A 22,647-nucleotide genomic window follows, 5' to 3' on the forward strand; every position below is an offset into this window, starting at 1 on the left:
AAAAGCGCGTTAAGCCGCCGCTTTTTTCGCCGCGCTGTAAAAGCCTGTCCCATGTGCCGCCAGATCACGCAACTGCGCTGTGGGGGTGAAACGGTCGCCGTAATCGAGCACGAGCCTATCGAGCGTTTCAACTACTGCCTTAGTGCCTACCGTGTCCATATGGCTGAACGGTCCGCCAGTCCACGGCGCGAAGCCCCAGCCGAAGATCGCGCCAATATCGCCGTCCTCAGGCGCCGTCAGCACACCTTCCTCATAGCATCGTGCGCATTCGATAAGCTGACGATAGAGCAGGCGTTCCCGCACCTGCGCAGCCGACGGCTGTTGTGCGGCACGGGGAAAATGCTCTGAGAGGCCCGGCCAGAGGAATTTCGCGCTGCCATCTGCGGGATATTCATAATAGCCTTTGCCATTCTTCCGGCCCAGGCGGCCCAGCTCTACCACCATCTTCTCGATCACATTATCGGCAGCCGTCGCCTTATAGGCATCGCCCAGCGCTTTTTTGGTGGCGACCGTAATCTTGTGAGCAAGCTCGATCGACACCTCGTCTCCCACCGCCAGCGGGCCGACCGGCATGCCGAGCTGTTTGCCGACATTTTCGATCAGAGCGGGGTTCACGCCTTCCGCCACCATCTGTGCGCCTTCGCTTACATAGGTGGAGAAACAGCGCGAGGTGTAGAAGCCGCGGCTGTCGTTTACGACAATCGGTGTCTTCTTGATCTGTCGGACGAAATCGAGGGCTTTTGCTATGGCTGTAGCGCCCGTGTTTTCGCCTAGGATGATCTCCACCAGCGGCATTTTCTCGACCGGCGAGAAGAAGTGAACTCCTATGAAATTCTCCTGCTTGCTCCATGCTTTAGCCAGCCCGGTGATCGGCAATGTTGAGGTGTTGGAACCGAAGATCGTATCCGCGCCCAGCACCTTTTCCACACGCTGCGTTATTTCGGCTTTTACAGCAGGGTCCTCGAACACCGCCTCGATCACGAAATCGCATCCGGCAAGGTCCGCCGCATCGGTGACGGGCGTGACGCGGGCCAAGATTTCCGCCATCTTATCCGCCGTCATTTTGCCGCGAGAGACGCGCTTTTGCAGCTCCGCCTCGACATGGGCCTTGCCCTTCTCCGCAGAGGTCATATCCCGATCCAACAGGACCACCTCGATCCCTGCTTGCGCGGATACGGTGGCGATGCCCGCGCCCATCATCCCCGCGCCGAGCATCGCGAGCTTTTTGGTGGGGGAGGGCGCCACATCCGCAGGGCGGCGGGCGCCACGCTCTGCCGCCTGCTTGTTTACGAAGAGAGTACGGACCATGTTGCGCGATTGCGGCTGCGCGATCACTTTCGCGAAATATTTGCTCTCGATGCGGAGCGCCCGGTCCATCGGCAGTTGCAGGCCTTCATAGATGGCGGAGAGCAGGGCGATAGGCGCATTCATGTTGCGCTGGGCCTCTTTCTGCATCATGGGCACTGCGCCCATGAAGGTCTGGGCGAAGCCGGGGTGCATGGCAGAGCCGCCGCCGGGCACCTTATAGCCCTTGATATCCCATGGCTGGGCAAATGCGGCCGGATTGGCCTTAACCCATGTCTTGGCCGCTTCCAGCGCGGTTCCGGCTGGCACTACTTCGTCGATGAGCTTGAGGGCTGCACCCTCGGCAGGGGCGAATAGCTTGCCCTGAAGCATATACATCAATGCGGTCTGCACGCCGGTGATGCGGGGCATGCGCTGGCTGCCGCCGCCGCCGGGGAAAAGCCCGACGAGGATCTCAGGCAGACCAAGCTGCGTCTTCGGATTATCACCGACAACCCGCCGGTGGCAGGCCAGCGCCAGCTCAAACCCGCCACCGACGCATATGCCCTCTATCGCGCAGGCGACCGGCTTGCCGCAGGTTTCAAGGCGGCGCAGCACGCGGTTGAGCTCAAACACGCGCGTGAACAGCGTAGCCATGTCGAGGCTTTTCCCCGGTGGGGGGAGGAGCATGCCCTCCATTGCCTTCAAATCCATGCCGGCCATGAAGCCGCTGTCCTTGCCCGATGCAATCACCGCGCCCTTGATGGCGTCCTCGGCGGAAATCCGGTCTATCGCGGCCTCCAGATCGGCCAGAAACTGAGCGCCGATCACGTTCATGCTCTGGTCCGGGCAATCAATGGTGAGGGTGGCGATGCCGTCTGCATCGACATCGAAACGGATGGTCTGTGTCATGATATCAATCCTCTCCGTTGTGCTGTTCAGACGCGCTCGATAATCGTGCCGGTGCCCATGCCTGCGCCGACGCACAGGTTGATGAGGGCGGTTCCCTTGCCGGATCGCTCTAGCTCGTCGAGCGCGGTGCCGAGCACCATCGCACCGGTCGCGCCCAGCGGATGCCCCATCGCAATCGCGCCGCCACAGACGTTGATCTGGCTGTGGTCGAGGTCCATCGCCTGCATATAGCGCAGGACAACGCTGGCGAAGGCCTCGTTCAGCTCCCACAGGTCGATGTCAGACTTGCTCATGCCGGATCGGTCGAGCAGCTTTTGCGCGATGCTCTCCGGCCCCGTGAGCATGATCATCGGCTCGCTGCCGATGGAGGCGGCGGCGCGGATGCGGGCGCGAGGTTTGAGGCCATATTTTTCGCCCATCGCCTTGCTGCCGATCAATACCGCCGCCGCGCCATCGACTATGCCGGAGCTGTTGCCGCCATGATGCACATGGTCGATTTTCTCTACCTCCGGGTAACGCAGATAGGCCACCGCGTCGAAGCCCGGCATCTGTTCTCCCATAGCCGCAAAGCTGGGCTTGAGCGCGCCGAGCGACTGCATGTTGGTGCCAGGGCGCATATGCTCGTCATGATCGAGGATCACTTCGCCGATCACATCACGGATGGGGAGGATAGATCGGGCGAAGCGGCCTTCATCCCATGCTTGTTTCGCGCGGCGCTGGCTTTCGACAGCATACGCATCCACATCCGCGCGGGAAAAGCCGAACATCGTGGCAATTAGGTCTGCGCCGATGCCCTGTGGCGCGAAATAGGTTTTGTAGGCCACGGCAGGGTCGGTCGCCCATGCGCCGCCATCCGATGCCATGGGGACGCGGCTCATGCTCTCTACGCCGCCACCGATAGCAAACTGCGCCTCGCCCGATGCAACCTTCGCTGCCGCCATGTTGACGGCCTCCAGCCCGGACGCGCAAAAGCGGTTGATCTGGACGCCCGGTACGCGCTCGTCATAGTCAGCGCTCAGCACCGCAACGCGCGCGATATCTGCGCCTTGCTCGCCCACAGGAGCGACGCAGCCGAGGATCACATCATCCACATCGGCCGTATCAATATGTGTGCGGTCTGGGATGGCGCGCAGCACCTGGGAAGCCAGCGCAACAGGCGTGATTTCATGAAGGGAGCCATCAGGCCTTCCCTTTCCGCGTGGGCTGCGCACCGCATCATAGATATAGGCTTCCATCACGCTCTCTCCTGCTGGGTGTGGCTATTGTTGCCTGATGCCTAATGTGCGCCGAATTTCAGCAAGTGCAAGGGGTCTCGGCCGGTATGCTGCCCGTTGCATTATGGCTATCACCCGCGAACAGGGGGTGACGTAGCGTCCTTTTGACACATATTCTTATATCATTTTTCTGCCGGTTACATGATTTATAGTCCAAGAATATCCATAGCGAGAGCATAAGGACTGGCTTTTTCCGAATCGTTGCACATATGGCTGCAAGCTGGGCCAGCATGTTACGGGGAACGCAATGAACCATCCGGCAAGTGAGGAGCGCACGTTGGAGTTGGAGAAAATCGCAGTTCCTGCCCACGTGGAAGAGGCTATACGCACGCTCATCCGCTGGTCTGGAGATGACCCGGAGCGCGAAGGCCTGTTCGACACTCCAAAGCGCGTAGCGCGGGCCTGGAAGGAATATTGCGAGGGCTATGCCGAAGACCCGGCCTATCATCTTTCCCGCATTTTTCATGAAGTTGGCGGCTATGACGAGATTGTACTGCTGAAAGGCATCCCGTTCCAGTCTCATTGCGAGCATCATATGGCGCCGATCACTGGCGTTGCGCATATTGGCTATCTGCCCGGTGATTATGTGGTGGGCATATCCAAGCTCGCGCGGGTGCTGCACGGCTTTGCCCGGCGCTTGCAGGTGCAGGAGCGGCTGACTGCGGAAGTGGCTGACTGCATATGGGATAATCTTCACCCGCGCGGTGTCGCGGTGGTGATCGAAGCGACACATGGATGCATGACGGGGCGTGGAGTGCGCACGCCCGACGTGGTGATGAAAACAAGCCGTATGATGGGCGTCTTTCGAGACGATGAAAAGAGCCGCAAGGAAGTCTTGCGCCTGATGGGATTGTAAGCGTGTCTTTGGTCGATACGCCGGTCGCTCTGATAACGGGCGGCCATCGGCGACTAGGTGGTCATATTGCACTAGCATTGGGAAAGGCGGGCTATCGGCTGGCATTGCATGGCAGCCATGATTGTGCGCTGGAGGGCTGGCTGGCCGACGCTTTTGCTGCGGCAGATGTGAAATGGGCAGGCTTTGTCGCTGATTTTTCCCAGCCAGAGCGCGCAACCGCATTGATGCGTGAGGTGACGGCGCACTTTGGCCATGCGCCTGATGTGCTGGTGAACAGCGCGGCATTGTTTGGGCAGGATCGGCTGGAGGATGTAACAGCCGATGATTTGATGCGCCATTACGCGGTGAACGCTGCGGCTCCCGTGTTGCTGGCCCAAGCCTTTGCCGCCACGCAAAGCCCAGCCAACGGGCGCTGCATAGTGAATATCCTCGACCAGAGGCTCAATCATCCCCACGGCGATCAACTCGCCTACACCCTTTCCAAGCAGGCGCTTGCCGGTTTTACGCAGATCGCAGCACGGGAAATGGCGCGGCAAGGGATTCGCGTCAACGCGGTTGCGCCAGGGCTGACGCTGGCGACAGATGCGTATGACGCGGAGCGTATGGAGCGTCTGGAGAATATGATGCCTCTGCGGCGGCTGCCACAGCCGGAGGATATCGCAGAGGCGGTTTTATATCTTGCCCGTGCGCGTTCCGTCACGGGTCAGGTGATCGCGGTGGATGGCGGCGCGCAGCTACGAAGCTATGCACGGGATTTCATGCACCTGTAGGGTGGCTCAGCAAAAAACCCGCCGGATTGCTCCAGCGGGCTTTTTCTATGTCTTCGTGATGACGGAAGATCAGGCTTCCGTTTCACCCTCGGCCGTATCGGCGGCGTCATCAACCTCGCGGGCGATTTCGCCCGGCTCGGCATTGGGATCATAGTCTTCCGTGAAGCCAGCCTCGTCCTTTTCGAACATGCTGGCCATCACATCGACGCCATCCTTCTGAAGATCGGCTTCTTCCGGCGAGCGGGCGACGTTCACCGTGATGGTGACGGCCACTTCCGGGTGCAGCGCGACCTTGACCTCGAAGACGCCCAAAGTCTTGATCGGGCGTTCGAGCACGATCATCGCCTTGGTGACGATCTTGTGGCCATCGGTATGCAGCGCATCCACGATGTCACGCACCGCGACCGAGCCATAGAGATGGCCGGCGTTCGACGCCTGACGGATCAGCACGATCTGATGACCGTCAACCGATCCGGCCTCGGCCTCGGCAGTAGCGCGGCGTGCGGCATTGTCTGCCTCGATGCGTGCGCGGTTAGCCTCGAAGACCTTGCGGTTCGATGCATTGGACCGCAGCGCCTTCTTGTTGGGCAGCAAATAGTTGCGGGCGTAGCCATCCTTGACGGTGACGACATCACCGATGGCGCCCAGCTTCTCGATCCGTTCGAGCAGAATGATTTCCATGTCTTAGCTCCTCACTTCACGATGTAGGGAAGCAGGCCCAGATGGCGGGCGCGCTTGATTGCCTGAGCCAGCTCGCGCTGCTTCTTGGCGGATACCGCGGTGATGCGGCTGGGGACGATCTTGCCACGCTCGGATACGAAACCCTGAAGCAGACGAACATCCTTGTAATCGATCTTCGGTGCGTCTTTGGCGGCGAAGGGGCAGCTCTTGCGGCGGCGGAAAAATGGGCGTGCCATGTCTCTATATCTCCTTATTCGCCGTCAAAATCAGCGCGGTCGCGGCGCGGGCCACGGTCCGGGCGATCACCACGATCGGGGCGGTCGCCATCACGGCCACCACGGCGTTCCCGCTCGCGGTCGCCCTTGCGCATCATGACGGAGGGGCCGGCTTCCAGCTCGTCAACGCGGACAGTCATATAGCGGATGACGTCTTCGTTGATCTGGGTCTGGCGCTCCAACTCTGCGACGACGCCAGCGGGCGCGTCGATGTTGAGCATGACATAATGCGCCTTGCGGTTCTTGGCGATCTTGTAAGCCAGCGAACGTAGGCCCCAGGTCTCGACCTTGGTGACTTTGCCCTGATTCGATTCGATAATGGCTGTGGCGTTTTCCGCCAGCGCGTCTACCTGGGCCTGGGCCAGATCCTGACGCGCAAGGAATACATGCTCGTAAAGCGGCATGACAGCTTGCTTTCTTCGTTGGCCGATTGCTGACGGGCGCACCATGCGCACCGCCCCTCCGGCTGTCGTCTTAAGTCATCTTCCGCGCGGCCTTCCGGCTTTGCGAAGGCGGGCCTATGGCGGAAATGCGCGGGAAATGCAAGGGGCTTCCATGCGCCGCGCAAATCGTTATGGAGCGGGTCACTATCTTATCTAGGGGACCATGATGCGCGCATTCATCTTTCCGGGGCAGGGCAGCCAGCAGGTTGGCATGGGCAAGGCACTTGCCGAGGCCAGCACGGTCGCTCGCGAGGTGTTTCAGGAAGTGGACGAGGCACTGGGGCAGCATCTGTTCCGCATCATGTGCGATGGGCCGGAGAGTGACCTGACGCTGACCGAGAATGCGCAGCCCGCTATCATGGCGAACGCCATCGCCACGCTGCGGGTGCTGGAGAAAGAAGGCGGACTAAAGCTCTCCGAGAAGGGCGATTATGTCGCCGGACATTCGCTTGGCGAATATACCGCGCTGTGCGCCGCGCAGGCCTTTGATCTGCCCACTACGGCGCGGCTGCTGAAGCTGCGCGGGCGAGCGATGCAGGCCGCCGTGCCGGTGGGCGAGGGAGCCATGGCCGCGCTGCTGGGTGCCGATATCGAGAAGGCGCAGGCGCTGGCCGATGCAGCGGCAGAAGGAGAGGTCTGCACCGTCGCTAATGACAATGACCCGACACAGGTGGTTATCTCCGGTCATCGCGGCGCGGTTGAACGCGCGGTCGCGCTCGTGAAGGAGCATAATATCAAGCGCGGCGTGCTTCTTCCTGTCTCCGCCCCGTTCCACTGCCCTCTGATGCAACCCGCCGCTGATGCGATGGCCGAGGCGCTTGCCCAAGCGAGCATCAATGCGCCGCTGCTGCCGGTCTATGCCAATGTGCTCGCCGCGCCGATCGCGTCGCCAGACGATATTCGCGCGCGCTTGGTCGAACAGGTAACGGGCCGCGTCCGCTGGAGAGAGAGCGTGGCGGCGATGTGGGACGCGGGCGTAACGGATTTCGTGGAGCTGGGCGGCAAGGTGCTGGGACCCATGGTCAAGCGCATCGCGCCGGATGCGAATGTCACCAGCGTTGTCACGATGGATGATATCGAGGCGCTGCTGGCGGGGCTCTGAATATAAGGGAGAGACTATGTTCAATCTTACAGGAATGACGGCGCTGGTAACCGGCGCGAGCGGCGGCATCGGGTCTGCCATTGCCAAGGGGCTGGCGGCACAGGGGGCGCGATTGGCGCTGTCGGGTAGCAATATCGATAAGCTCAATGCCTTCGCAGCTGAACTGGGCGGCGATCATGTCTGCTTGCCGTGCAATCTGTCTGACGCCGCTGCAGTCGATGCGCTGGTGCCGCAGGCGGTTGAGGCGCTGGGCGGCAAGCTGGATATTCTGCTCAACAATGCGGGCGTGACGCGCGACAACCTCATCCTGCGGATGAAGGACGAAGAGTGGCAGGATGTCATCCGCATCAATCTTGAGGCGGCCTTCCGCCTGATGCGCGCCGCCGCCAAGCCGATGATGAAGGCGCGCTTTGGCCGCATCATCTCGATCACCTCCGTGGTGGGCGTTACCGGCAATCCGGGGCAGGCGAACTATGCGGCCTCAAAGGCTGGCCTGATTGGCATGTCCAAGGCGCTGGCTCAGGAACTGGCGAGCCGGAACGTGACCGTAAACTGCATCGCGCCCGGCTTCATCCGTTCGGCGATGACGGATGCGCTCACCGATGCGCAGAAGGAAGCCATTTTGGCGAAAATCCCGGCGGGTGCGCTGGGCGAGGGGGATGACATCGCCGCCGCTGCTGCCTATCTTGCCTCGCGTCAGGCCGGGTATGTCACCGGGCAGACGCTCCACGTCAATGGCGGGATGGCGATGATTTGACCACTTGGGTCTTGCAACACTGCGTCCGGGGTTCTAGGGCATGGGCGCAGCAACGGGTTAACATTCGTTCAAATCGGACACTACAAAGGGACCACTCATGAGTGAGACTGCGGATCGCGTAAAGAAAATCGTCATCGAGCATCTGGGCGTCGAGGCGGACAAGGTGACCGAGGACGCCAGCTTCATCGACGATCTTGGTGCGGACAGCCTTGACATCGTCGAGCTGGTTATGGCGTTCGAGGAAGAGTTTGGCGTCGAGATCCCTGACGATGCAGCTGAGAAGATCGGCACCGTCAAGGATGCGATCGACTATATCGACAGCAAGCAATAAGCGCGCTGTGTTCGCGGCTGGGCGGGTTCCGTCGGGTCGTGCGCGCAGACGGAATATGCAATGGCGGCTTTCCGGCGCGGCTTGGCCCGTGTAAGGAAGCCGCCATTTCGGTTTGACGATGGGCGCCCGGCGCTGTCTGGGCCGCCCGCAGGATTGGGTTAGGAGCTGGGTATGCGTCGTGTGGTCGTAACAGGCCTTGGCATAGTTTCACCGCTGGGAGCGGACATTGAGACTGTGTGGAAAAACATCCTCGCCTCGAAAAGCGGTGCGGGCAAGATCACGCGGTTCGACGCTTCCGACCAGAAATGCCAGATCGCCTGTGAAGTGAAACCCGCCGATCACGAATATGGCTTTGATCCCAACAAGCGCGTCGATCACAAGATCCAGCGCCAGGTCGATCCGTTCATCATCTATGGCATTGATGCCGCCGGGCAGGCGCTGGAAGATGCAGGCCTTACCGAGATGGACGACGCGACCAAGCTGCGCGCCGGGTGCTCCATAGGATCCGGCATCGGCGGCCTTCCGGGTATAGAAAGCGAATCGCTCATCCTCGCGGAAAAGGGGCCGAGCCGGGTGTCGCCGCACTTCGTTCACGGCCGCCTCATCAACCTGATTTCGGGGCAAGTCTCGATCAAATATGGTCTCAGGGGCCCGAACCACGCGGTCGTTACCGCCTGCTCGACCGGCGCGCACTCGATTGGCGATGCTGCGCGGATGATCAGGGACGACGATGCGGACATCATGCTGGCGGGCGGTGCGGAAAGCACCATCTGCCCGATCGGCATCGCTGGCTTTGCACAGGCGCGGGCGCTGAACAGCAGCTTTAACGACCGCCCCGAACAGGCGAGCCGCCCCTATGACAAGGATCGTGACGGCTTTGTGATGGGCGAGGGCGCGGGCGTCGTGGTGCTGGAGGAATATGAGCACGCCAAGGCGCGCGGCGCGAAGATTTATGCCGAGGTCGTGGGCTATGGCCTTTCCGGCGATGCCTATCATGTTACCGCGCCAGACCCGCAGATGGACGGCGCCTTCCGCTCCATGTCCGCAGCGCTCAAGAAGGCGGGCATGACCCCGGCAGACATTGATTATATTAACGCGCATGGCACCTCGACCATGGCGGACACGATAGAGCTGGGCGCGGTACGCCGCCTGTTTGGTGACGCGATCTCGAATGTATCGATGAGCTCTACCAAGTCCGCCATTGGCCATCTTTTGGGTGGCGCCGGCGCGGTGGAGGCAATTTTCTGCATCCTCAGCATACGGGATCAGATCGTGCCGCCCACGCTCAACCTCGACAATCCTGATGAGGGCACCGAGGGTGTGGACCTTGTGCCGCATGTTCCGCGCAAGCGGCAGGTGCGGGCGGTGCTGAACAACAGCTTCGGCTTTGGCGGCACCAACGCCAGCCTCATCATGAAAGCACTCTGACGCACCCCATGCGCCGCACTATTCTGATCCTGCTGGGGGTAATGCTGGCGGGCGTGATGATCGCCGGAGCGGTGTTCGTTCATGGCTGGAGTGCCAGCGGCCCGGCGAGGGAGGATACGCCGTTCGTTGTGGCAGAGGGCGATACCCTCAAGAGTGCCTCGAGCGCGCTGGAGGAAGCCGGTCTGGTCAGCTCTGCGGATGGATTCTATTTCCGCGCCCGCCTCTTAGGCGGCTCAACGGGCATCAAGGTGGGTGAATATAGTATTCCCAAGGGTGCTAGCGCGAAGCATATCCTCGCCATTCTCACCGGCGGTGTCGGCGTCAGCCGTTTCGTCACTATCCCCGAAGGCATGCCGTCCATCCTCGTTTACGAGCGGCTGATGGCGGCGGAACAGTTGACCGGCACAATCGATTTGCCCGCAGAGGGCAGTGTGCTGCCCGATACCTATGCCTATGACAAGGGTGAGACGCGTGCTGCTGTGCTTGCCCGGATGCAAGGGGCGATGGCGCAGGTGCTGGACGAGGCGTGGGCCAATCGCTCGGCTGACACGGTTGTCAAGTCCAAGGCCGAGGCGCTCACTCTTGCCAGCATTGTGGAGAAGGAGACATCTGTTCCAGCGGAGCGGCCAACCGTGGCAGGTGTCTATTCCAACCGGCTGCGCATTGGCATGCGCCTTCAGGCGGACCCGACGATCATTTATCCCATCACCAAGGGTAAGCCGCTGGGGCGGCGGATCAAACGGTCAGAGATTCAGGCTGTGAACGGCTATAATACATATTCGATGGCCGGGCTGCCCAAAGGGCCGATCGCCAATCCCGGCAAAGACTCGATCATCGCCGTGCTCAACCCCGCGAAGACCAAGGCGCTGTATTTCGTGGCAGACGGCGAAGGTGGGCATGTGTTTGCCGAGACACTGGAGCAGCATGAGGCCAATGTCCGCAAATGGTTCGCGATCAGGAAAGAACGCGGCATTTGAGGGTGGGTGCGGGTAGTTTGCACTTGTGATTGATCTGTGCCCGGTCTTATGATGCGTCCTATGACGACAGATAGTACAAAGCCCGCCGCGCCTGCCACCGCAGATGAGCCTGATGTCGCATCTGGCTGGACCAAGCCCGCACTCATCGGCTTGGGTGGGGCAGTGGCTTCCGCGGCGATCGCGGCGGCGGTGATCTATGCAGGGCGGTCGAAGCGCAAGAAGGTGGACAAGCTGGCCGCCGCCGAGAAGACTCCGCCTACCGACTAAGTTTCTGTGGCTTACCAAGCGTCAGGCCGCGCCATAGCCATTCGGCGGGGCCTTGGGCAAAGCGGCTGAGCCAGAGCGGGGACCAGACCAGCATCAGCGCCCATAGCGGCAGAACAAACAGATAGACCTGCGCGCGGGGAACGGAGGCGAATAGGCCCATCCCCCAGCCATAGAACAGCGCGGTCATCGCCACGCTGCAGAGCAGATAATTGCTGAGCGCCATCCGCCCAGCCGCCTCTACCCTGCTCAGTAATGCGCCGCGTCCGGCGGCAACAAACGCCAGGATCAGCGCGGCGTAGCCGACCGTTAGTGGGATGCGGAAGGGCAAGGACCAGGTCACCACCACGGCAAACGTGGTGGCCGGATCAAACCCGCTGGCCCATACCCAGATGCCGAGTGCCATCATTGGCGGCAGGCCGATCAGGAAGCAATGGCGGGCGGTGCCGAGATAATGCTCTCGCGCCCATTTGCCACTGAGGAATCCGCCCTTCAGCATCGCCATGCCGAGCAGCATGAAGCCCAGCGTATCCAAGCTCATGTAGAGCAGCCCGGCAAATCCCCAATCCCAGATATCCGCGAGTTTATGAGCGAAGATGCCGGCCCAGCTTCCTTTGTAGAGGGCTATTTCCATGTGGATTGCGGCTTTGTCGATCAGTAGGGGGTAGTATGATACCCCCAGCTGTTGGATTCCAACAGTGAGAACGATGAGCAGCGCCAGCTGAGCCGCGAAGGTGAGGAAGGCGAGCTTTACCAGCTCCAGCGGCGCTCGGCCCGCGAAGCGCATCGCGACAAGGCCGATCAGGGCATAAAGCGTCAGGATATCGCCCCACCATAGCAGCAAATAGTGCGCGATTCCGAACACAAACAGCCAGAAACTGCGCACGACCATATAGGTTTGCCCATTTTTCCCGGCCATTTCCGCGCGGTCCATCAGCAGGATCATCGACGCGCCATAGAGCAGCGAGAACAGACCGCGCATCTTGCCATCCACCGCGACAAACGACACCAGCCACGCCAGCCTGTCCGCCAAGCTTGTCCCGCCCCAGGCATTGGGGTTGATATAGGCCGCCTCGGGCATCGAAAAGGCGATGATGTTCATCAGCAAAATGCCCATCACCGCGAAGCCGCGGGTGATGTCGATCATCGGCAGGCGGTGTTCCTCGTGCGCGGGGGCCATGTTGGTCCTTCACCTTGGCAAAAAATACGAATAGGGCGCTTTGTCATGATCGAGCAGCGCGCGCAACGGATTGGCAGAGCTTTTGGCGCGGCCGCCCCGCATTATGACGCGCACGCGGGCATCCAGCGCGTGGTCGCGGCGACGCTGGCGCAGCTGTTGCGGCTTCAGCCGGTCAAGCCCGCGCCCAATGGCGGCAGGCTGCGCATCCTCGAAATCGGCTGTGGCACTGGGCTGTTGACGCGCCATTTGCGCGGTCTGTTCCCGGATGCCGAGATCGTCGCGACAGACATATCGGCGGAGATGATCGCGCAAGCCGAGCGGGGCGGCGATCTGGCGGCGCGCTTCCTCGTGATGGATGGCGAGGCCCCCGCGTTTGACGGCGCGCATTTCGACCTCATCGCCTCAAGCCTGACCTTTCAATGGTTTGCCAACCTGCCGAGCGCGCTCGACCGGCTGACGGCGCTGTTGCGGCCCGGCGGCAGCCTGATGTTCGCGACGATGGCGGAGCGCAGCTTTCACGAATGGCGCGCGGCGCATGACGTTTATGGACTACAGGCGGGGACGCCGCGCTACCCCGATGCCGACAGTTTGCGCGCGATGCTCGCCCGCCATGCCGATGCCTTCCTGTTCGAGGAGGAGTATGCGCATGATTTTGGAGGGTCGAGGGGGCTGCTCGCGCATCTGAAAGGCATCGGCGCGACGGTGCCGGTCGAGGGACGCGAGCCGCTGGTGGCCGGGCAGATGCGCAAGGTCATGCGCGCGTTCGACAAGGCGGGCGGGGTATGCACCTATCATGTGGCCTATTGCCGGGTGACGCGGTTGGCGGAGCATCGGGCATGACCGACGGCTACACGATACGCCGCGCTGTGCCCGCCGACGCCGCCGCGCTGGCGGTGCTCAAAAGGCGCACGTTTCGCGAGACATTCGTGGATGGCCCCGTGCCCATCGAGTATAGCGCCGGAAATCTGGCCGTGTTCGAGCGGGAGTCCTACGGCGAAGACGTGGTGGCGGCGCAATTGCATGACGTGCGCCGGGCGCATTGGGTTGCGCAGGCGAGCGATGGTAGTCTCGTCGGCTATGCCCATGTCGGCCCGTGCAAGCTTCCGCATGCGGAGGCGCGGCCAGAGCAGGGCGAGCTGTATCAACTCTATGTGATCGGACAATGCCAGGGCACAGGGCTGGGCAGGGCGTTGCTGGACCATGCACTTGACTGGCTTGCCGAACATATGCCGGGGCCGGTATGGCTCGGCGTGTTTTCAGGCAACCACCGGGCTCAGGCTGTGTACGCCGCACGCGGTTTCACGAAAGTCGGGGAATATCAGTTCAAGGTGGGCGATCATCGCGACCATGAATTTATATTCCGTAGAGACTAGCCATCCATCAGCTTCGGGAAAAAGCCCTCATGCGCGGTGCGCAGGTCGGTGAGGGAGACGGCGTGGTCGCTGTCGGCCAGTTCGAAGATCAGGCGGTTGGCGACGGTGCGGCCGATGGGTTGCACCGGCACGCCCGCGGCCTCGCCCGCGGCGAGGAAATCCGCAAGCGCGGCGTCGCTCAATGTGACGATGTAGACGCCCTGATCTTCGGCGAAGAAGGCGCGGGGGTCGTCAAAAGCGTGGTTGGCCTCGTGGCTCTGGATCATCGCGCCGATGCCGCCGCTGAGCGCCATTTCCGCGACCGTGACGGCGATGCCGCCGTCTGACACATCATGGCAGGCGTTGATCGCGCCAGATGCGATATGCGCGCGGATGAAGTCTCCGGTCTTGCGCTCTGCGGCGAGATCGACCGGCGGGGGCGGGCCGTCTTCGCGGCCATGACATTCGCGCAGCCAGATTGATTGCCCCAGATGGCCTTGCCAGTGGCCGACGGCGAGGATGATATCGCCCACGCCCTTGAAGGCGATGGTCGCGTTTTTGGTCCAGTCCTTCAGCAGGCCGATGGCGCCGATGGCAGGCGTGGGGAGAATGGCGGAGCCGCCGCCGGTCGCCTTGCTCTCGTTATAGAGGCTGACATTGCCCGAAACGATCGGGAAATCGAGCGCACGGCAGGCATCGCCCATGCCTTCGAGGCAGCCGACAAATTGCCCCATGATCTCCGGCCGCTGCGGATTGGCGAAGTTGAGGCAATTGGTGACGGCGAGCGGGGTTGCGCCCACGGCGGTGATATTGCGCCAACATTCGGCGATGGCCTGTTTGCCGCCCTCGACCGGGTCGGCGAAGCAATAGCGCGGGGTGCAATCGGTGCTGATCGCGATGGCCTTGTCTGTGCCGTGGACGCGCACCAGCGCCGCGTCTCCGCCCGGCGCCTGCACCGTGTCTCCACCGACCTTGTTGTCATACTGCTCCCAGATCCAGCGGCGCGAGGCGATGTCCGGGCTGCCCATCATCTTGAGTAGGTCCGCGCCCATGTCTGCGCAGGCGGGAATGTCGGTCAGCGGCGGGCGCTTGGGCGTGGGGACATGGGGCCGGTCATAGAGGGGTGCGTCGTCCGCCAGCGGGGCGAGGGGGATGTCGCACACCGTCTCGCCATGATGGACGAGGACCATGCGGCCGGTGTCCGTCACCTCGCCGATCACCGCGAAGTCCAGCTCCCACTTGTGGAAGATCGCTTCGGCGAAGGCTTCCTTGCCGGGCTTCAGCACCATCAGCATGCGCTCCTGACTTTCGGAGAGCATCATCTCGTAAGCGGTCATGCCGGTTTCGCGCTGGGGCACCTTGTCCATATCGAGCCGGATGCCGACGCCGCCCTTGGACGCCATCTCGACGCTGGAGGAGGTGAGGCCCGCCGCGCCCATGTCCTGTATCGCGACGATCGCGTCTGACGCCATCAGCTCAAGGCATGCCTCGATCAGCAGCTTTTCGGTGAACGGATCGCCGACCTGAACGGTGGGGCGCTTTTCCTCGCTGTCTTCGCCGAAGTCCGCGCTCGCCATCGTTGCGCCGTGGATGCCGTCACGCCCGGTCTTGGAGCCGACATAGACGATGGGGTTGCCGACGCCGCTCGCCGCCGAATAAAAGATCTTGTCCTGATCGGCGACGCCGACGGTCATGGCGTTGACTAGGATGTTGCCGTCATAGGCCGGGTGGAAGTTCACCTCGCCGCCCACGGTGGGCACGCCGACGCAATTGCCATAGCCGCCGATGCCGCGCACGACGCCGCTGATCAGGTGGCGCATCTTGGGGTGATCGGGCCTGCCAAAGCGCAGCGCGTTCATGTTGGCGATGGGGCGCGCGCCCATGGTGAACACATCGCGCAATATGCCGCCAACGCCGGTCGCCGCGCCCTGATAGGGTTCGATGTAGGACGGGTGGTTGTGGCTCTCCATCTTGAAGATGGCCGCCTGTCCGTCGCCAATGTCAACCACGCCCGCATTTTCGCCGGGGCCGCAGATGACCTGCGGGCCTTCTGTGGGGAGTTTCTTCAGATGGATGCGGCTGGATTTGTAGGAGCAATGCTCTGACCACATTACCGAGAAGATGCCGAGCTCGGTCAGGTTCGGCTCGCGTCCCAGCGCGTTCAGCACGCGGGCATATTCTTCGGGGCTGAGGCCGTGTTCGGCGACGATTTCGGGCGTGATGGCGCTGGCTGTCTCGGTCATGCCAGCCCCTTAGTCAAAGCACGGCCACGTGAAAACCGCTTTTGCGCATATGAGGCCAAGAAAATGGGCCGGATGTTTGCACACCCGGCCCTCATATTTGTCCGAAATTTGCCGCTGCGCTGAAATTTCGGGTTTCGGTGCCAGCCCGCCCCCCCCTCCCAACCGCCCGATAGGGCATCCTGTGGGCGGTTGGGAGGGGGAGCGGGCTGGCGCCGCTCTAAAACTTTACGCCTTGCAGCTCTGCGAGGCCTTGCCCGGTACTTCGGCGGTGACGGCATCGCCATTGCCGGTGAGCGAATAGCCCTCGGCGGTGAAGGGCTTGCCTGGCTCTGCCATCATCAGCTTGGTGGCGGCACCTTCCTTCTCGGTCTTGACCATTACGGTCTTGTCGTCAGACATGAAATCCGCAAACAGCAGCGAGCCATCGGCGCAACGATAGGATTTGCTGACCTTGACGCTCGGCGGCAGTTCCACAGGAGCAGCGTTGTTGAGCTGATCGCCCAGCGGGTCCGGCGGTCCGCGATCGATCACTTCCGGTTCATTGTTGCAGGCGGCAAGCGCAAGCATGGACGAGAGGGCAACGAGAGCGAAGGTCTTTTTCATGAGGAGCTTTCCAAAAATTATATGCGACAGGCTTGTGGTAAGCGACTGGAGCCTATGTGCAGGTGCAGCAATGCCGTCAATGGTTAACGGCTCTTGGACTGGAATTTTTACAGAAATTTTGCGCTTACCGCACTTTTTTCAGCGGATGAACAGCGGGCAGCGGTCACGCGGCGCTTGACCGGGGGCGAGGGGGACGCCAAAGCTGCGCCATGGCACAGGATAATCCGTCATCGCCTTCGCCCGCTTCTCAGCCGGATGCGCCTTCGTTCGAGGAGGCGCTGCGTGAGCTGGAGAGCATCGTGCAGAAGCTGGAACGGGGCGATGTCGCGCTCGATGAATCGATTGCGCTCTATGCGCGCGGAGAGGCACTGCGCGCGCAATGCCAGCAGCGGCTGGCCGATGCTGAAGCGCGGATCGAGAAGCTTGCCATCGGTGCGGGCGGCGCTCCTGTCGGCGCGCAAGCCTTTCATGCGGACTGAGATGGCTGCGCCGGGCGAACCGCCGAGCGGAAGAGCATTGCTGCGCAGCGCGTTGCAGGAAATTAGCGCCGATGTGGACCGCGCCTTTGATACACTGCTCGACATTCCCGATGATCCGCGCCGCCCGCTGATCGAGGCGATGCGCCATGCGGCGATTGGCGGGGGCAAGCGGATGCGCCCCCTTCTGGTGAAGGCGGCGGGTGCGCTGTTCTCACTCGACCCCGGCCATCTGCTGCGCGCGGGCCTCGCGGCGGAATGTATCCATGTCTACAGCCTGGTGCATGACGATCTGCCCGCGATGGACAATGACGATATGCGCCGGGGCAAACCCACCGTGCATAAGGCGTTCGACGATGCGACGGCGATCCTTGCGGGAGACAGCCTGCATGACCTCGCCTTCGAGATATTGGCGGGGGAGGAGACCCATCCCGATCCATTCGTGCGCATCAACCTCGTACGTGCGCTGGCCAAGGCCAGCGGAACCGGAGGCATGGCGGGCGGGCAGATGATGGACATCGCGGCCGAAAGCGCGGTGTTCGATCTGCCGACCATCACCCGGCTGCAGCAATTGAAGACCGGCGCGCTGATCGGCTTTTGCATCGAGGCGGCGGCGATTATGGCGCATTTGCCATCGGAAGCGCGTGTGGGCCTCCATGGCTATGCGCATGACATTGGCCTCGCCTTCCAGATCGCGGATGATCTGCTCGACATCGAGGGTGATGCGGCGGTGACGGGCAAGGCAGTGGGCAAGGATGCGCAGGCGGGCAAGCAGACCTTCGTCTCGCTGCTGGGGCCAGAGCGCGCGCGCGAACAGGCGCGCATGCTCGTGGAACAGGCGAAGGCGCACCTGCACGGTTTTGACGAGCGGGCAGGCCTGCTGCGCGCGATTGCCGATTATGTGATCGAAAGGGACCGCTGATATGGGGGATACTGCCGGAACACGGATCGGGGTCTATCCCGGCACATTCGATCCCATCACGCTGGGGCATATGGACATCATCCGCCGGGGCGCGAAGCTGGTGGACAAGCTCATCATCGGCGTAACCACCAACCCCAGCAAATCGCCGATGTTCTCGGTCGAGGAGCGGCTGGAGATGGTGCGCAGAGAATGTGCCGGGCTGGATGCCGAGGTGGAGGTAGTCGGGTTTGACGCGCTGCTGATGGATTTTGCCTCCGCGCAGGGCGCGGGCGTCATCATCCGGGGACTGCGCGCCGTCGCGGACTTTGAATATGAATATCAGATGGCGGGCATGAACCAGCAGATCAACGATACGGTCGAGACCGTGTTCCTGATGGCGGACGTCTCGCTCCAGCCGATCGCATCGCGGCTGGTCAAGGAAATCGCGCTCTATGGTGGGCCGATCCACCGTTTCGTGAGCCCTAAGGTGCGCGACGAAGTGGCGGCGCGGGTAGAGCAAATGGGGCGCAAGGGCGCTTGATGCTGGCTTCCGAAATGCGCCGCTGCGCAGGCATTTCGGGTTCCGGCACCAGCCCGCTCCCCCTCCCAACCGCCCGATATGGTATCCTGTCGGGCGGTTGGGAGGGGGAGCGGGCTGGTGCCGCCCTTAAAATTCGCTTATCCGCGAATTTTAAATCATAGGCTGATGCTCATTTTTGGTTCATCCCCATCCCATTATCGCGCATATGGTGCACAGAATCGCTATCGGAGAGGCTATTTAATGAAGCCCAACAAGTTTGTTCGTCTGGCCCTCGCGGCACTGATGGCCTTTGGCGCCATTGGCACCGGCACCGCCTATGCACAGAACAAGGCGCAGGCCGAGGAAATGGAGAAGGCCGAACGTTCCGCCAAGGCCGCGCGCCAGGCGGAGGCGCTGCGCAAGGGGCCGAAGATGGCATTGCCGCCCGCCAGCATCCCACTCGATTCCTCGAATGTCTGGGTGCTCCAGCTTTCCAACGGCGGCACGGTGCGCATCCAGCTCCGCCCCGATGTTGCGCCCAACCATGTTGCGCGCATCAAGGAGCTGACCGGGCGGGGTTTCTACAACGGGCTGGCGTTCCATCGCGTGATCGAAGGGTTCATGGCGCAGGGCGGAGACCCGAAGGGCGATGGCACCGGCGGGTCCGAGCTGCCAGATCTCAAGGCGGAGTTCAGCTATCTGCCGCATGTGCGCGGCGTCGTCTCGATGGCGCGCTCTCAGTCCGAAGACAGTGCCAACAGCCAGTTCTTCATTATGCTGTTCCCCCGCATGCAGCTTGACCGCAAATATACCGTGGTGGGCCGCGTGATCGAGGGCATGGCGGCGGCGGATGCTATTGCTACGGGCGAGCCTCCCGAAAACCCGACCAAGATCGTCACCGCGCGGATGGAAGCGGCAGCGCCCGCAAGCTGAACCAGCGGGCGCGGGTCGATCCGCTGAGACTATGGACGTAAGCCTTTTCGATTTCGTGCTGCCGCAGGAGCGCATCGCCCTGCGCCCCGCCGAGCCGCGCGACGCCGCGCGCATGCTGGTGATGGAGGGCGGGGGGGAGCTACGCGACGCGTCTGTGCGTGATCTGCCCGACCTGTTGCGCGCGGGCGATTGCCTGGTGTTCAACGACACCCGCGTGATCCCGGCCCAGCTTGAGGGAACGCGCGGAGAAGCGCGGATCGGCGCAACGCTGCACAAGCGCATCGACCTGCGGCGTTGGCAGGCGTTTGTCCGCAACGCCAAGCGGCTGCGCGCGGGCGACCGCATTGACTTCGGCGCAGGTGTTACCGCCATCGCCGAGGAGCGGGATGACGAGGGCGGCTTCACGCTATGCTTCGAGGGTGACGAGCCGGTAGAGCTGCTGCTGGAGCGGGCGGGGCGCATGCCGCTGCCCCCCTATATTGCGGGCAAGCGCGCGGCGGACGAGCGCGACAAGGCGGATTATCAGACGATGTTCGCGCAAAAGGATGGCGCGGTCGCCGCGCCCACCGCTGCACTGCATTTCACGCCCGGCCTTGTGGCGGCGCTGGAACAGGCGGGCATAGGCACGGAGCAGGTGACGCTGCATGTCGGCGCGGGCACGTTCCTGCCCGTCAAGGCGGAGGATACCGCCGACCACAAAATGCACGCCGAGTGGGGGACTTTAAGCGCAGAGGTGGCGGAGCGGCTCAATGCGGTGCGGGCGCGCGGCGGGCGGGTGATCGCGGTCGGCACCACCAGCTTGCGCGTGCTGGAAAGCGCGGCGGATGACGCGGGGCTGCTGCATGGCTGGACTGGTGAGACGCGCATCTTCATCACGCCCGGATACCGCTTTCGCGCCATTGACGGCCTGATGACCAACTTCCACCTTCCGCGCTCGACGCTTTTTATGCTCGTTTCGGCGCTTATGGGGCTGGAGCGGATGCAGGCGACCTATGCCCATGCAATCGCGCAATACTATCGGTTCTATAGTTATGGAGACGCGAGTCTGCTCATCCCTTGATCGGCTCCCTCTCTGGGCTTCGGGGGAACCATCGGCCATGCCAACAATTGTAACCGGCAAGGCAAACATTCTAAAAGGAGCAGCCAATGGCATTGTTGAAATTAGCATTCGCATCGGCGCTGGGCTATGGCCTGTATCGATATTGGAAGAAAAGCCCGCAGGGCGTGTCGCGCGCGGCGTTTGCCACCGGCGAATCTACGCCCGGCGCGGTCGACGTCCGCAACGCCGGGCAGGAAGCCATGGCGAGCGACATCAAGGATTGGGATGAGCTTGATCAGGCGAGCGATGAGAGCTTTCCGGCGAGCGATCCGCCATCGAGCAATCGTTTCACCTGATAGCCGCGTTACCCGAACGCCATTCGAGAGAGGTCGCCCAGCTCGGCAAAGAGCGCGGCGGCCTTTTTCGTGAGATCTGGCTCGATTTGTGGCGCGGCGCGCTCCGGCATGGCGCGGATTTCCTGCAAGGGCTTGGCAGCGATACCGAGGCGGGCGGCGAGGGCGGGCCAGAGCGCCGGATCGCCCGCCAGCCCGTCCGAAGGGACGATCAGCACATTGTCGTGCGCACGCGCGGCCTCGATCAGCGCCCGGTGTGCCGAGATCCAGCGGGCGAGCCAATAGTCCGGCGTTGCGGGATCTCCCGAAATCTCCTCGCTCCCCCAAGCGAACGGCCTATGTGTAGCGCCGAACTCGTGATGGCCGAGCCACTGCATATACTTCTGCGTAAATGCATCCGCATCGGCGAAGCGGCGATGCTGCGCGAGCAGGCTCATTGCGTGGCTGGCGGGATCGCGCACCGGCACGATGAAAGTCGAGTCCGGCATTGCTTTGGCCAGCGCGGGCAGGCGCAGGATCATGTTGTTGTTCTTTGAGAGATAGCGCGTCTTGCCGGTGCGCAGCAGCACAAGGCGGATGAGATCGCAATAGCCGGCGATCTGCTCCCTGTCGGGCTTGTGCGGCGTCAGCCGATCCTTGCGGATATAATCCTTGCCCGCGAACACGCGCCAATAGACCTCGTCCAGCGCCTCCGGGCTGTGCTGATCGACCGCGATGCCGTCGCCATGCGCGCGCTCTTTCTTCTCGCCAGCCTGCGCGCCGCGCGCCGAGACTTTCTTCCACAGATTGGGAGCCAGCACGAACGGCATGTCTGCATAGGTGAGCGAACCGAACGCGCCGGAGCCGTGGATCTCGCGCATCAGGATGGTCGTACCCGCCCGTGCGAGGCCGCAAACGAAGACATGGCGGCCCTCATCGGGCGGGGCAGCCTTGAGGAACATGCCTTTTTCTATGTCGTGGATCATCTCCCCGCGCATGGCGGAGCCGAGCGCCAGATGATGCAGCAGCTTTTCCAGCGCGCTGTAATCAGCCACGCAGCACCTTGATGCGCAGCACGATATAGGCAATCGACACCGCGCAGAGCAGGGCAATTGCGGCGGGCTGCATCAGCAGCTCCAGCCAGCGCGCCTCGCCACCGGGCGCGGCAAGGCCGATCAGCCCGACAGGCGCCATCGCGCAACACAGCAGCAGGAAAAACAGCACGGAACAGCGCGCCATGCGCACCGAGTAGACCGGGAGGATCCGTTCTTTCCAGTGATCCGAAATGCGTTTGCTGGCGATGGTGGCGGCGGATTTGCGCGCAACCTCACCCAGGCCGTGCGCCTGACGCAGCACCGGCAGCCGCAGCAGCAGCTCGCTGGCGAGGATGGCCGCCAGGCTGAGCAACAGGATTTCTGGCACGCTCATCGGGGAAATGGCCTTATTCGCCTGCCGCGCCGTCGTCGTTGCCCTTCTTGCGCCGCTTCATCATGCGCTTGATCGGATACCAGAGGATTGCGAACAGGCCGAGGAAGATCGAGCCGATCACGCCCAGCACCGCGCCGATTGCGCCCGCGCCCACGCCGGGGCCGATATAGGCCAATGCAGGATTGGGCAGCAGAAGCACAGCAAATGCCGCGCTGAGGGCTATTGCGGGCATTCGGTTCATCATGTCGTGACGCATCATATTTCCCCGGAAATCAGCTTCACCCTG

27 protein-coding genes are annotated in these 22,647 nt (G+C 62.4%); 16 read left to right on the forward strand and 11 right to left on the reverse strand.

From position 1 onward, the window contains the following. Positions 1-9 precede the first annotated feature (9 nt). Positions 10-2,196: a 3-hydroxyacyl-CoA dehydrogenase NAD-binding domain-containing protein gene (locus EQG66_RS04570; protein ID WP_129403362.1), complete on the reverse strand. Its 2,187-nt coding sequence runs from the start codon at positions 2,194-2,196 to the stop codon at positions 10-12. Between the two features lie 26 nt (positions 2,197-2,222). Beyond that, a complete protein-coding gene (locus EQG66_RS04575; protein WP_129403607.1) occupies positions 2,223-3,431 on the reverse strand; it encodes an acetyl-CoA C-acetyltransferase in 1,209 nt (402 codons plus the stop codon). A 286-nt stretch (positions 3,432-3,717) separates the two neighbouring features. On the opposite strand from EQG66_RS04575, the gene folE reads away from it, so the two are divergent. Both folE and EQG66_RS04585 read left to right on the forward strand, forming a co-directional pair. Then, positions 3,718-4,326, forward strand: a complete 609-nt coding sequence (folE, locus tag EQG66_RS04580; protein ID WP_129403363.1) for a GTP cyclohydrolase I FolE — start codon at positions 3,718-3,720, stop codon at positions 4,324-4,326. A gap of 2 nt (positions 4,327-4,328) precedes the next feature. Then, positions 4,329-5,096: an SDR family NAD(P)-dependent oxidoreductase gene (locus EQG66_RS04585; RefSeq protein WP_342775113.1), complete on the forward strand. Its 768-nt coding sequence runs from the start codon at positions 4,329-4,331 to the stop codon at positions 5,094-5,096. A gap of 69 nt (positions 5,097-5,165) precedes the next feature. Here EQG66_RS04585 and rplI read toward each other — a convergent pair whose 3' ends face one another. The 3 genes from rplI to rpsF are packed head-to-tail and all read right to left on the reverse strand — an operon-like array spanning position 5,166 to position 6,456. After that, positions 5,166-5,777: a 50S ribosomal protein L9 gene (gene rplI, locus EQG66_RS04590; RefSeq protein WP_129403365.1), complete on the reverse strand. Its 612-nt coding sequence runs from the start codon at positions 5,775-5,777 to the stop codon at positions 5,166-5,168. An 11-nt stretch (positions 5,778-5,788) separates the two neighbouring features. Then, entirely contained in the window at positions 5,789-6,013 is a 225-nt protein-coding gene (gene rpsR / locus EQG66_RS04595) for a 30S ribosomal protein S18 (RefSeq protein ID WP_004212076.1), read from the reverse strand. A 14-nt stretch (positions 6,014-6,027) separates the two neighbouring features. Continuing rightward, positions 6,028-6,456, reverse strand: coding sequence for a 30S ribosomal protein S6 (gene rpsF, locus EQG66_RS04600; protein ID WP_129403366.1), 429 nt, complete (start codon positions 6,454-6,456; stop codon positions 6,028-6,030). Between the two features lie 205 nt (positions 6,457-6,661). Here rpsF and fabD point away from each other — a divergent pair, with 205 nt between their 5' ends. The 6 genes from fabD to EQG66_RS04630 all read left to right on the forward strand — a co-directional run bounded on the left by fabD (position 6,662) and on the right by EQG66_RS04630 (position 11,357). Beyond that, positions 6,662-7,597, forward strand: coding sequence for an ACP S-malonyltransferase (gene fabD, locus EQG66_RS04605; protein WP_129403608.1), 936 nt, complete (start codon positions 6,662-6,664; stop codon positions 7,595-7,597). Positions 7,598-7,613: 16 nt separating this feature from the next. Then, entirely contained in the window at positions 7,614-8,354 is a 741-nt protein-coding gene (gene fabG, locus EQG66_RS04610) for a 3-oxoacyl-[acyl-carrier-protein] reductase (RefSeq protein ID WP_129403367.1), read from the forward strand. 97 nt (positions 8,355-8,451) lie between these two features. Next, entirely contained in the window at positions 8,452-8,685 is a 234-nt protein-coding gene (locus tag EQG66_RS04615; RefSeq protein ID WP_129403368.1) for an acyl carrier protein, read from the forward strand. Positions 8,686-8,856: 171 nt separating this feature from the next. Next, the gene (gene fabF, locus EQG66_RS04620; RefSeq protein ID WP_129403369.1) at positions 8,857-10,113 is read left to right on the forward strand and encodes a beta-ketoacyl-ACP synthase II; all 1,257 of its coding nucleotides are present in this window, start codon (positions 8,857-8,859) and stop codon (positions 10,111-10,113) included. An 8-nt stretch (positions 10,114-10,121) separates the two neighbouring features. Beyond that, positions 10,122-11,090 (forward strand): endolytic transglycosylase MltG, encoded by a 969-nt coding sequence (mltG, locus tag EQG66_RS04625; RefSeq protein WP_129403370.1) that lies wholly within the window; start codon positions 10,122-10,124, stop codon positions 11,088-11,090. Between the two features lie 60 nt (positions 11,091-11,150). After that, entirely contained in the window at positions 11,151-11,357 is a 207-nt protein-coding gene (locus EQG66_RS04630; protein WP_129403371.1) for a hypothetical protein, read from the forward strand. Here EQG66_RS04630 and EQG66_RS04635 read toward each other — a convergent pair. Continuing rightward, entirely contained in the window at positions 11,347-12,534 is a 1,188-nt protein-coding gene (locus tag EQG66_RS04635) for a DUF418 domain-containing protein (RefSeq protein ID WP_129403372.1), read from the reverse strand. The genes EQG66_RS04630 and EQG66_RS04635 overlap by 11 nt on opposite strands. 45 nt (positions 12,535-12,579) lie before the next feature. On the opposite strand from EQG66_RS04635, the gene EQG66_RS04640 reads away from it, so the two are divergent. Continuing rightward, a complete protein-coding gene (locus tag EQG66_RS04640) occupies positions 12,580-13,374 on the forward strand; it encodes a methyltransferase domain-containing protein (protein WP_129403373.1) in 795 nt (264 codons plus the stop codon). Further along, positions 13,371-13,907: a GNAT family N-acetyltransferase gene (locus tag EQG66_RS04645; protein ID WP_129403374.1), complete on the forward strand. Its 537-nt coding sequence runs from the start codon at positions 13,371-13,373 to the stop codon at positions 13,905-13,907. The genes EQG66_RS04640 and EQG66_RS04645 overlap by 4 nt, the downstream gene beginning before the upstream one ends. Here the strand turns inward: EQG66_RS04645 and purL are convergent. Both purL and EQG66_RS04655 read right to left on the reverse strand, forming a co-directional pair. Further along, positions 13,904-16,129: a phosphoribosylformylglycinamidine synthase subunit PurL gene (gene purL, locus EQG66_RS04650; RefSeq protein WP_129403375.1), complete on the reverse strand. Its 2,226-nt coding sequence runs from the start codon at positions 16,127-16,129 to the stop codon at positions 13,904-13,906. The two genes, EQG66_RS04645 and purL, sit on opposite strands and share 4 nt — an antisense overlap. Positions 16,130-16,354: 225 nt before the next feature. Beyond that, a complete protein-coding gene (locus EQG66_RS04655; protein ID WP_129403376.1) occupies positions 16,355-16,732 on the reverse strand; it encodes a YajG family lipoprotein in 378 nt (125 codons plus the stop codon). Positions 16,733-16,941: 209 nt separating this feature from the next. Between EQG66_RS04655 and EQG66_RS04660 the strand changes: the two genes are divergently transcribed. The 6 genes from EQG66_RS04660 to EQG66_RS04685 all read left to right on the forward strand — a co-directional run bounded on the left by EQG66_RS04660 (position 16,942) and on the right by EQG66_RS04685 (position 20,957). Next, the gene (locus tag EQG66_RS04660; protein ID WP_129403377.1) at positions 16,942-17,211 is read left to right on the forward strand and encodes an exodeoxyribonuclease VII small subunit; all 270 of its coding nucleotides are present in this window, start codon (positions 16,942-16,944) and stop codon (positions 17,209-17,211) included. Next, positions 17,201-18,130, forward strand: a complete 930-nt coding sequence (locus tag EQG66_RS04665; RefSeq protein ID WP_425470217.1) for a polyprenyl synthetase family protein — start codon at positions 17,201-17,203, stop codon at positions 18,128-18,130. Before EQG66_RS04660 ends, EQG66_RS04665 begins: the two co-directional genes overlap by 11 nt. 1 nt (position 18,131) lies before the next feature. Next, the gene (gene coaD / locus EQG66_RS04670; protein ID WP_129403378.1) at positions 18,132-18,650 is read left to right on the forward strand and encodes a pantetheine-phosphate adenylyltransferase; all 519 of its coding nucleotides are present in this window, start codon (positions 18,132-18,134) and stop codon (positions 18,648-18,650) included. 240 nt (positions 18,651-18,890) lie between these two features. Further along, complete coding sequence (locus EQG66_RS04675) at positions 18,891-19,562, forward strand: peptidylprolyl isomerase (protein ID WP_129403379.1); 672 nt, start codon at positions 18,891-18,893, stop codon at positions 19,560-19,562. Between the two features lie 31 nt (positions 19,563-19,593). Next, positions 19,594-20,622 (forward strand): tRNA preQ1(34) S-adenosylmethionine ribosyltransferase-isomerase QueA, encoded by a 1,029-nt coding sequence (gene queA / locus EQG66_RS04680; protein WP_129403380.1) that lies wholly within the window; start codon positions 19,594-19,596, stop codon positions 20,620-20,622. Between the two features lie 86 nt (positions 20,623-20,708). Beyond that, a complete protein-coding gene (locus EQG66_RS04685) occupies positions 20,709-20,957 on the forward strand; it encodes a hypothetical protein (protein WP_129403381.1) in 249 nt (82 codons plus the stop codon). A gap of 8 nt (positions 20,958-20,965) precedes the next feature. Here the strand turns inward: EQG66_RS04685 and EQG66_RS04690 are convergent, their stop codons facing one another. From EQG66_RS04690 to EQG66_RS04700, 3 genes are read right to left on the reverse strand one after another with little or no spacing between them, the layout of a single operon-like run. Then, the gene (locus EQG66_RS04690; protein WP_129403382.1) at positions 20,966-21,988 is read right to left on the reverse strand and encodes a sulfotransferase; all 1,023 of its coding nucleotides are present in this window, start codon (positions 21,986-21,988) and stop codon (positions 20,966-20,968) included. Further along, complete coding sequence (locus tag EQG66_RS04695) at positions 21,981-22,361, reverse strand: hypothetical protein (RefSeq protein WP_129403383.1); 381 nt, start codon at positions 22,359-22,361, stop codon at positions 21,981-21,983. The genes EQG66_RS04690 and EQG66_RS04695 overlap by 8 nt, the downstream gene beginning before the upstream one ends. A gap of 13 nt (positions 22,362-22,374) precedes the next feature. Beyond that, complete coding sequence (locus EQG66_RS04700) at positions 22,375-22,593, reverse strand: hypothetical protein (protein ID WP_129403384.1); 219 nt, start codon at positions 22,591-22,593, stop codon at positions 22,375-22,377. Positions 22,594-22,647: the final 54 nt, after the last annotated feature.

The sequence above is a fragment of the Sphingobium fluviale genome (genome assembly GCF_004122115.1).
GTDB lineage: Bacteria > Pseudomonadota > Alphaproteobacteria > Sphingomonadales > Sphingomonadaceae > Sphingobium > Sphingobium fluviale.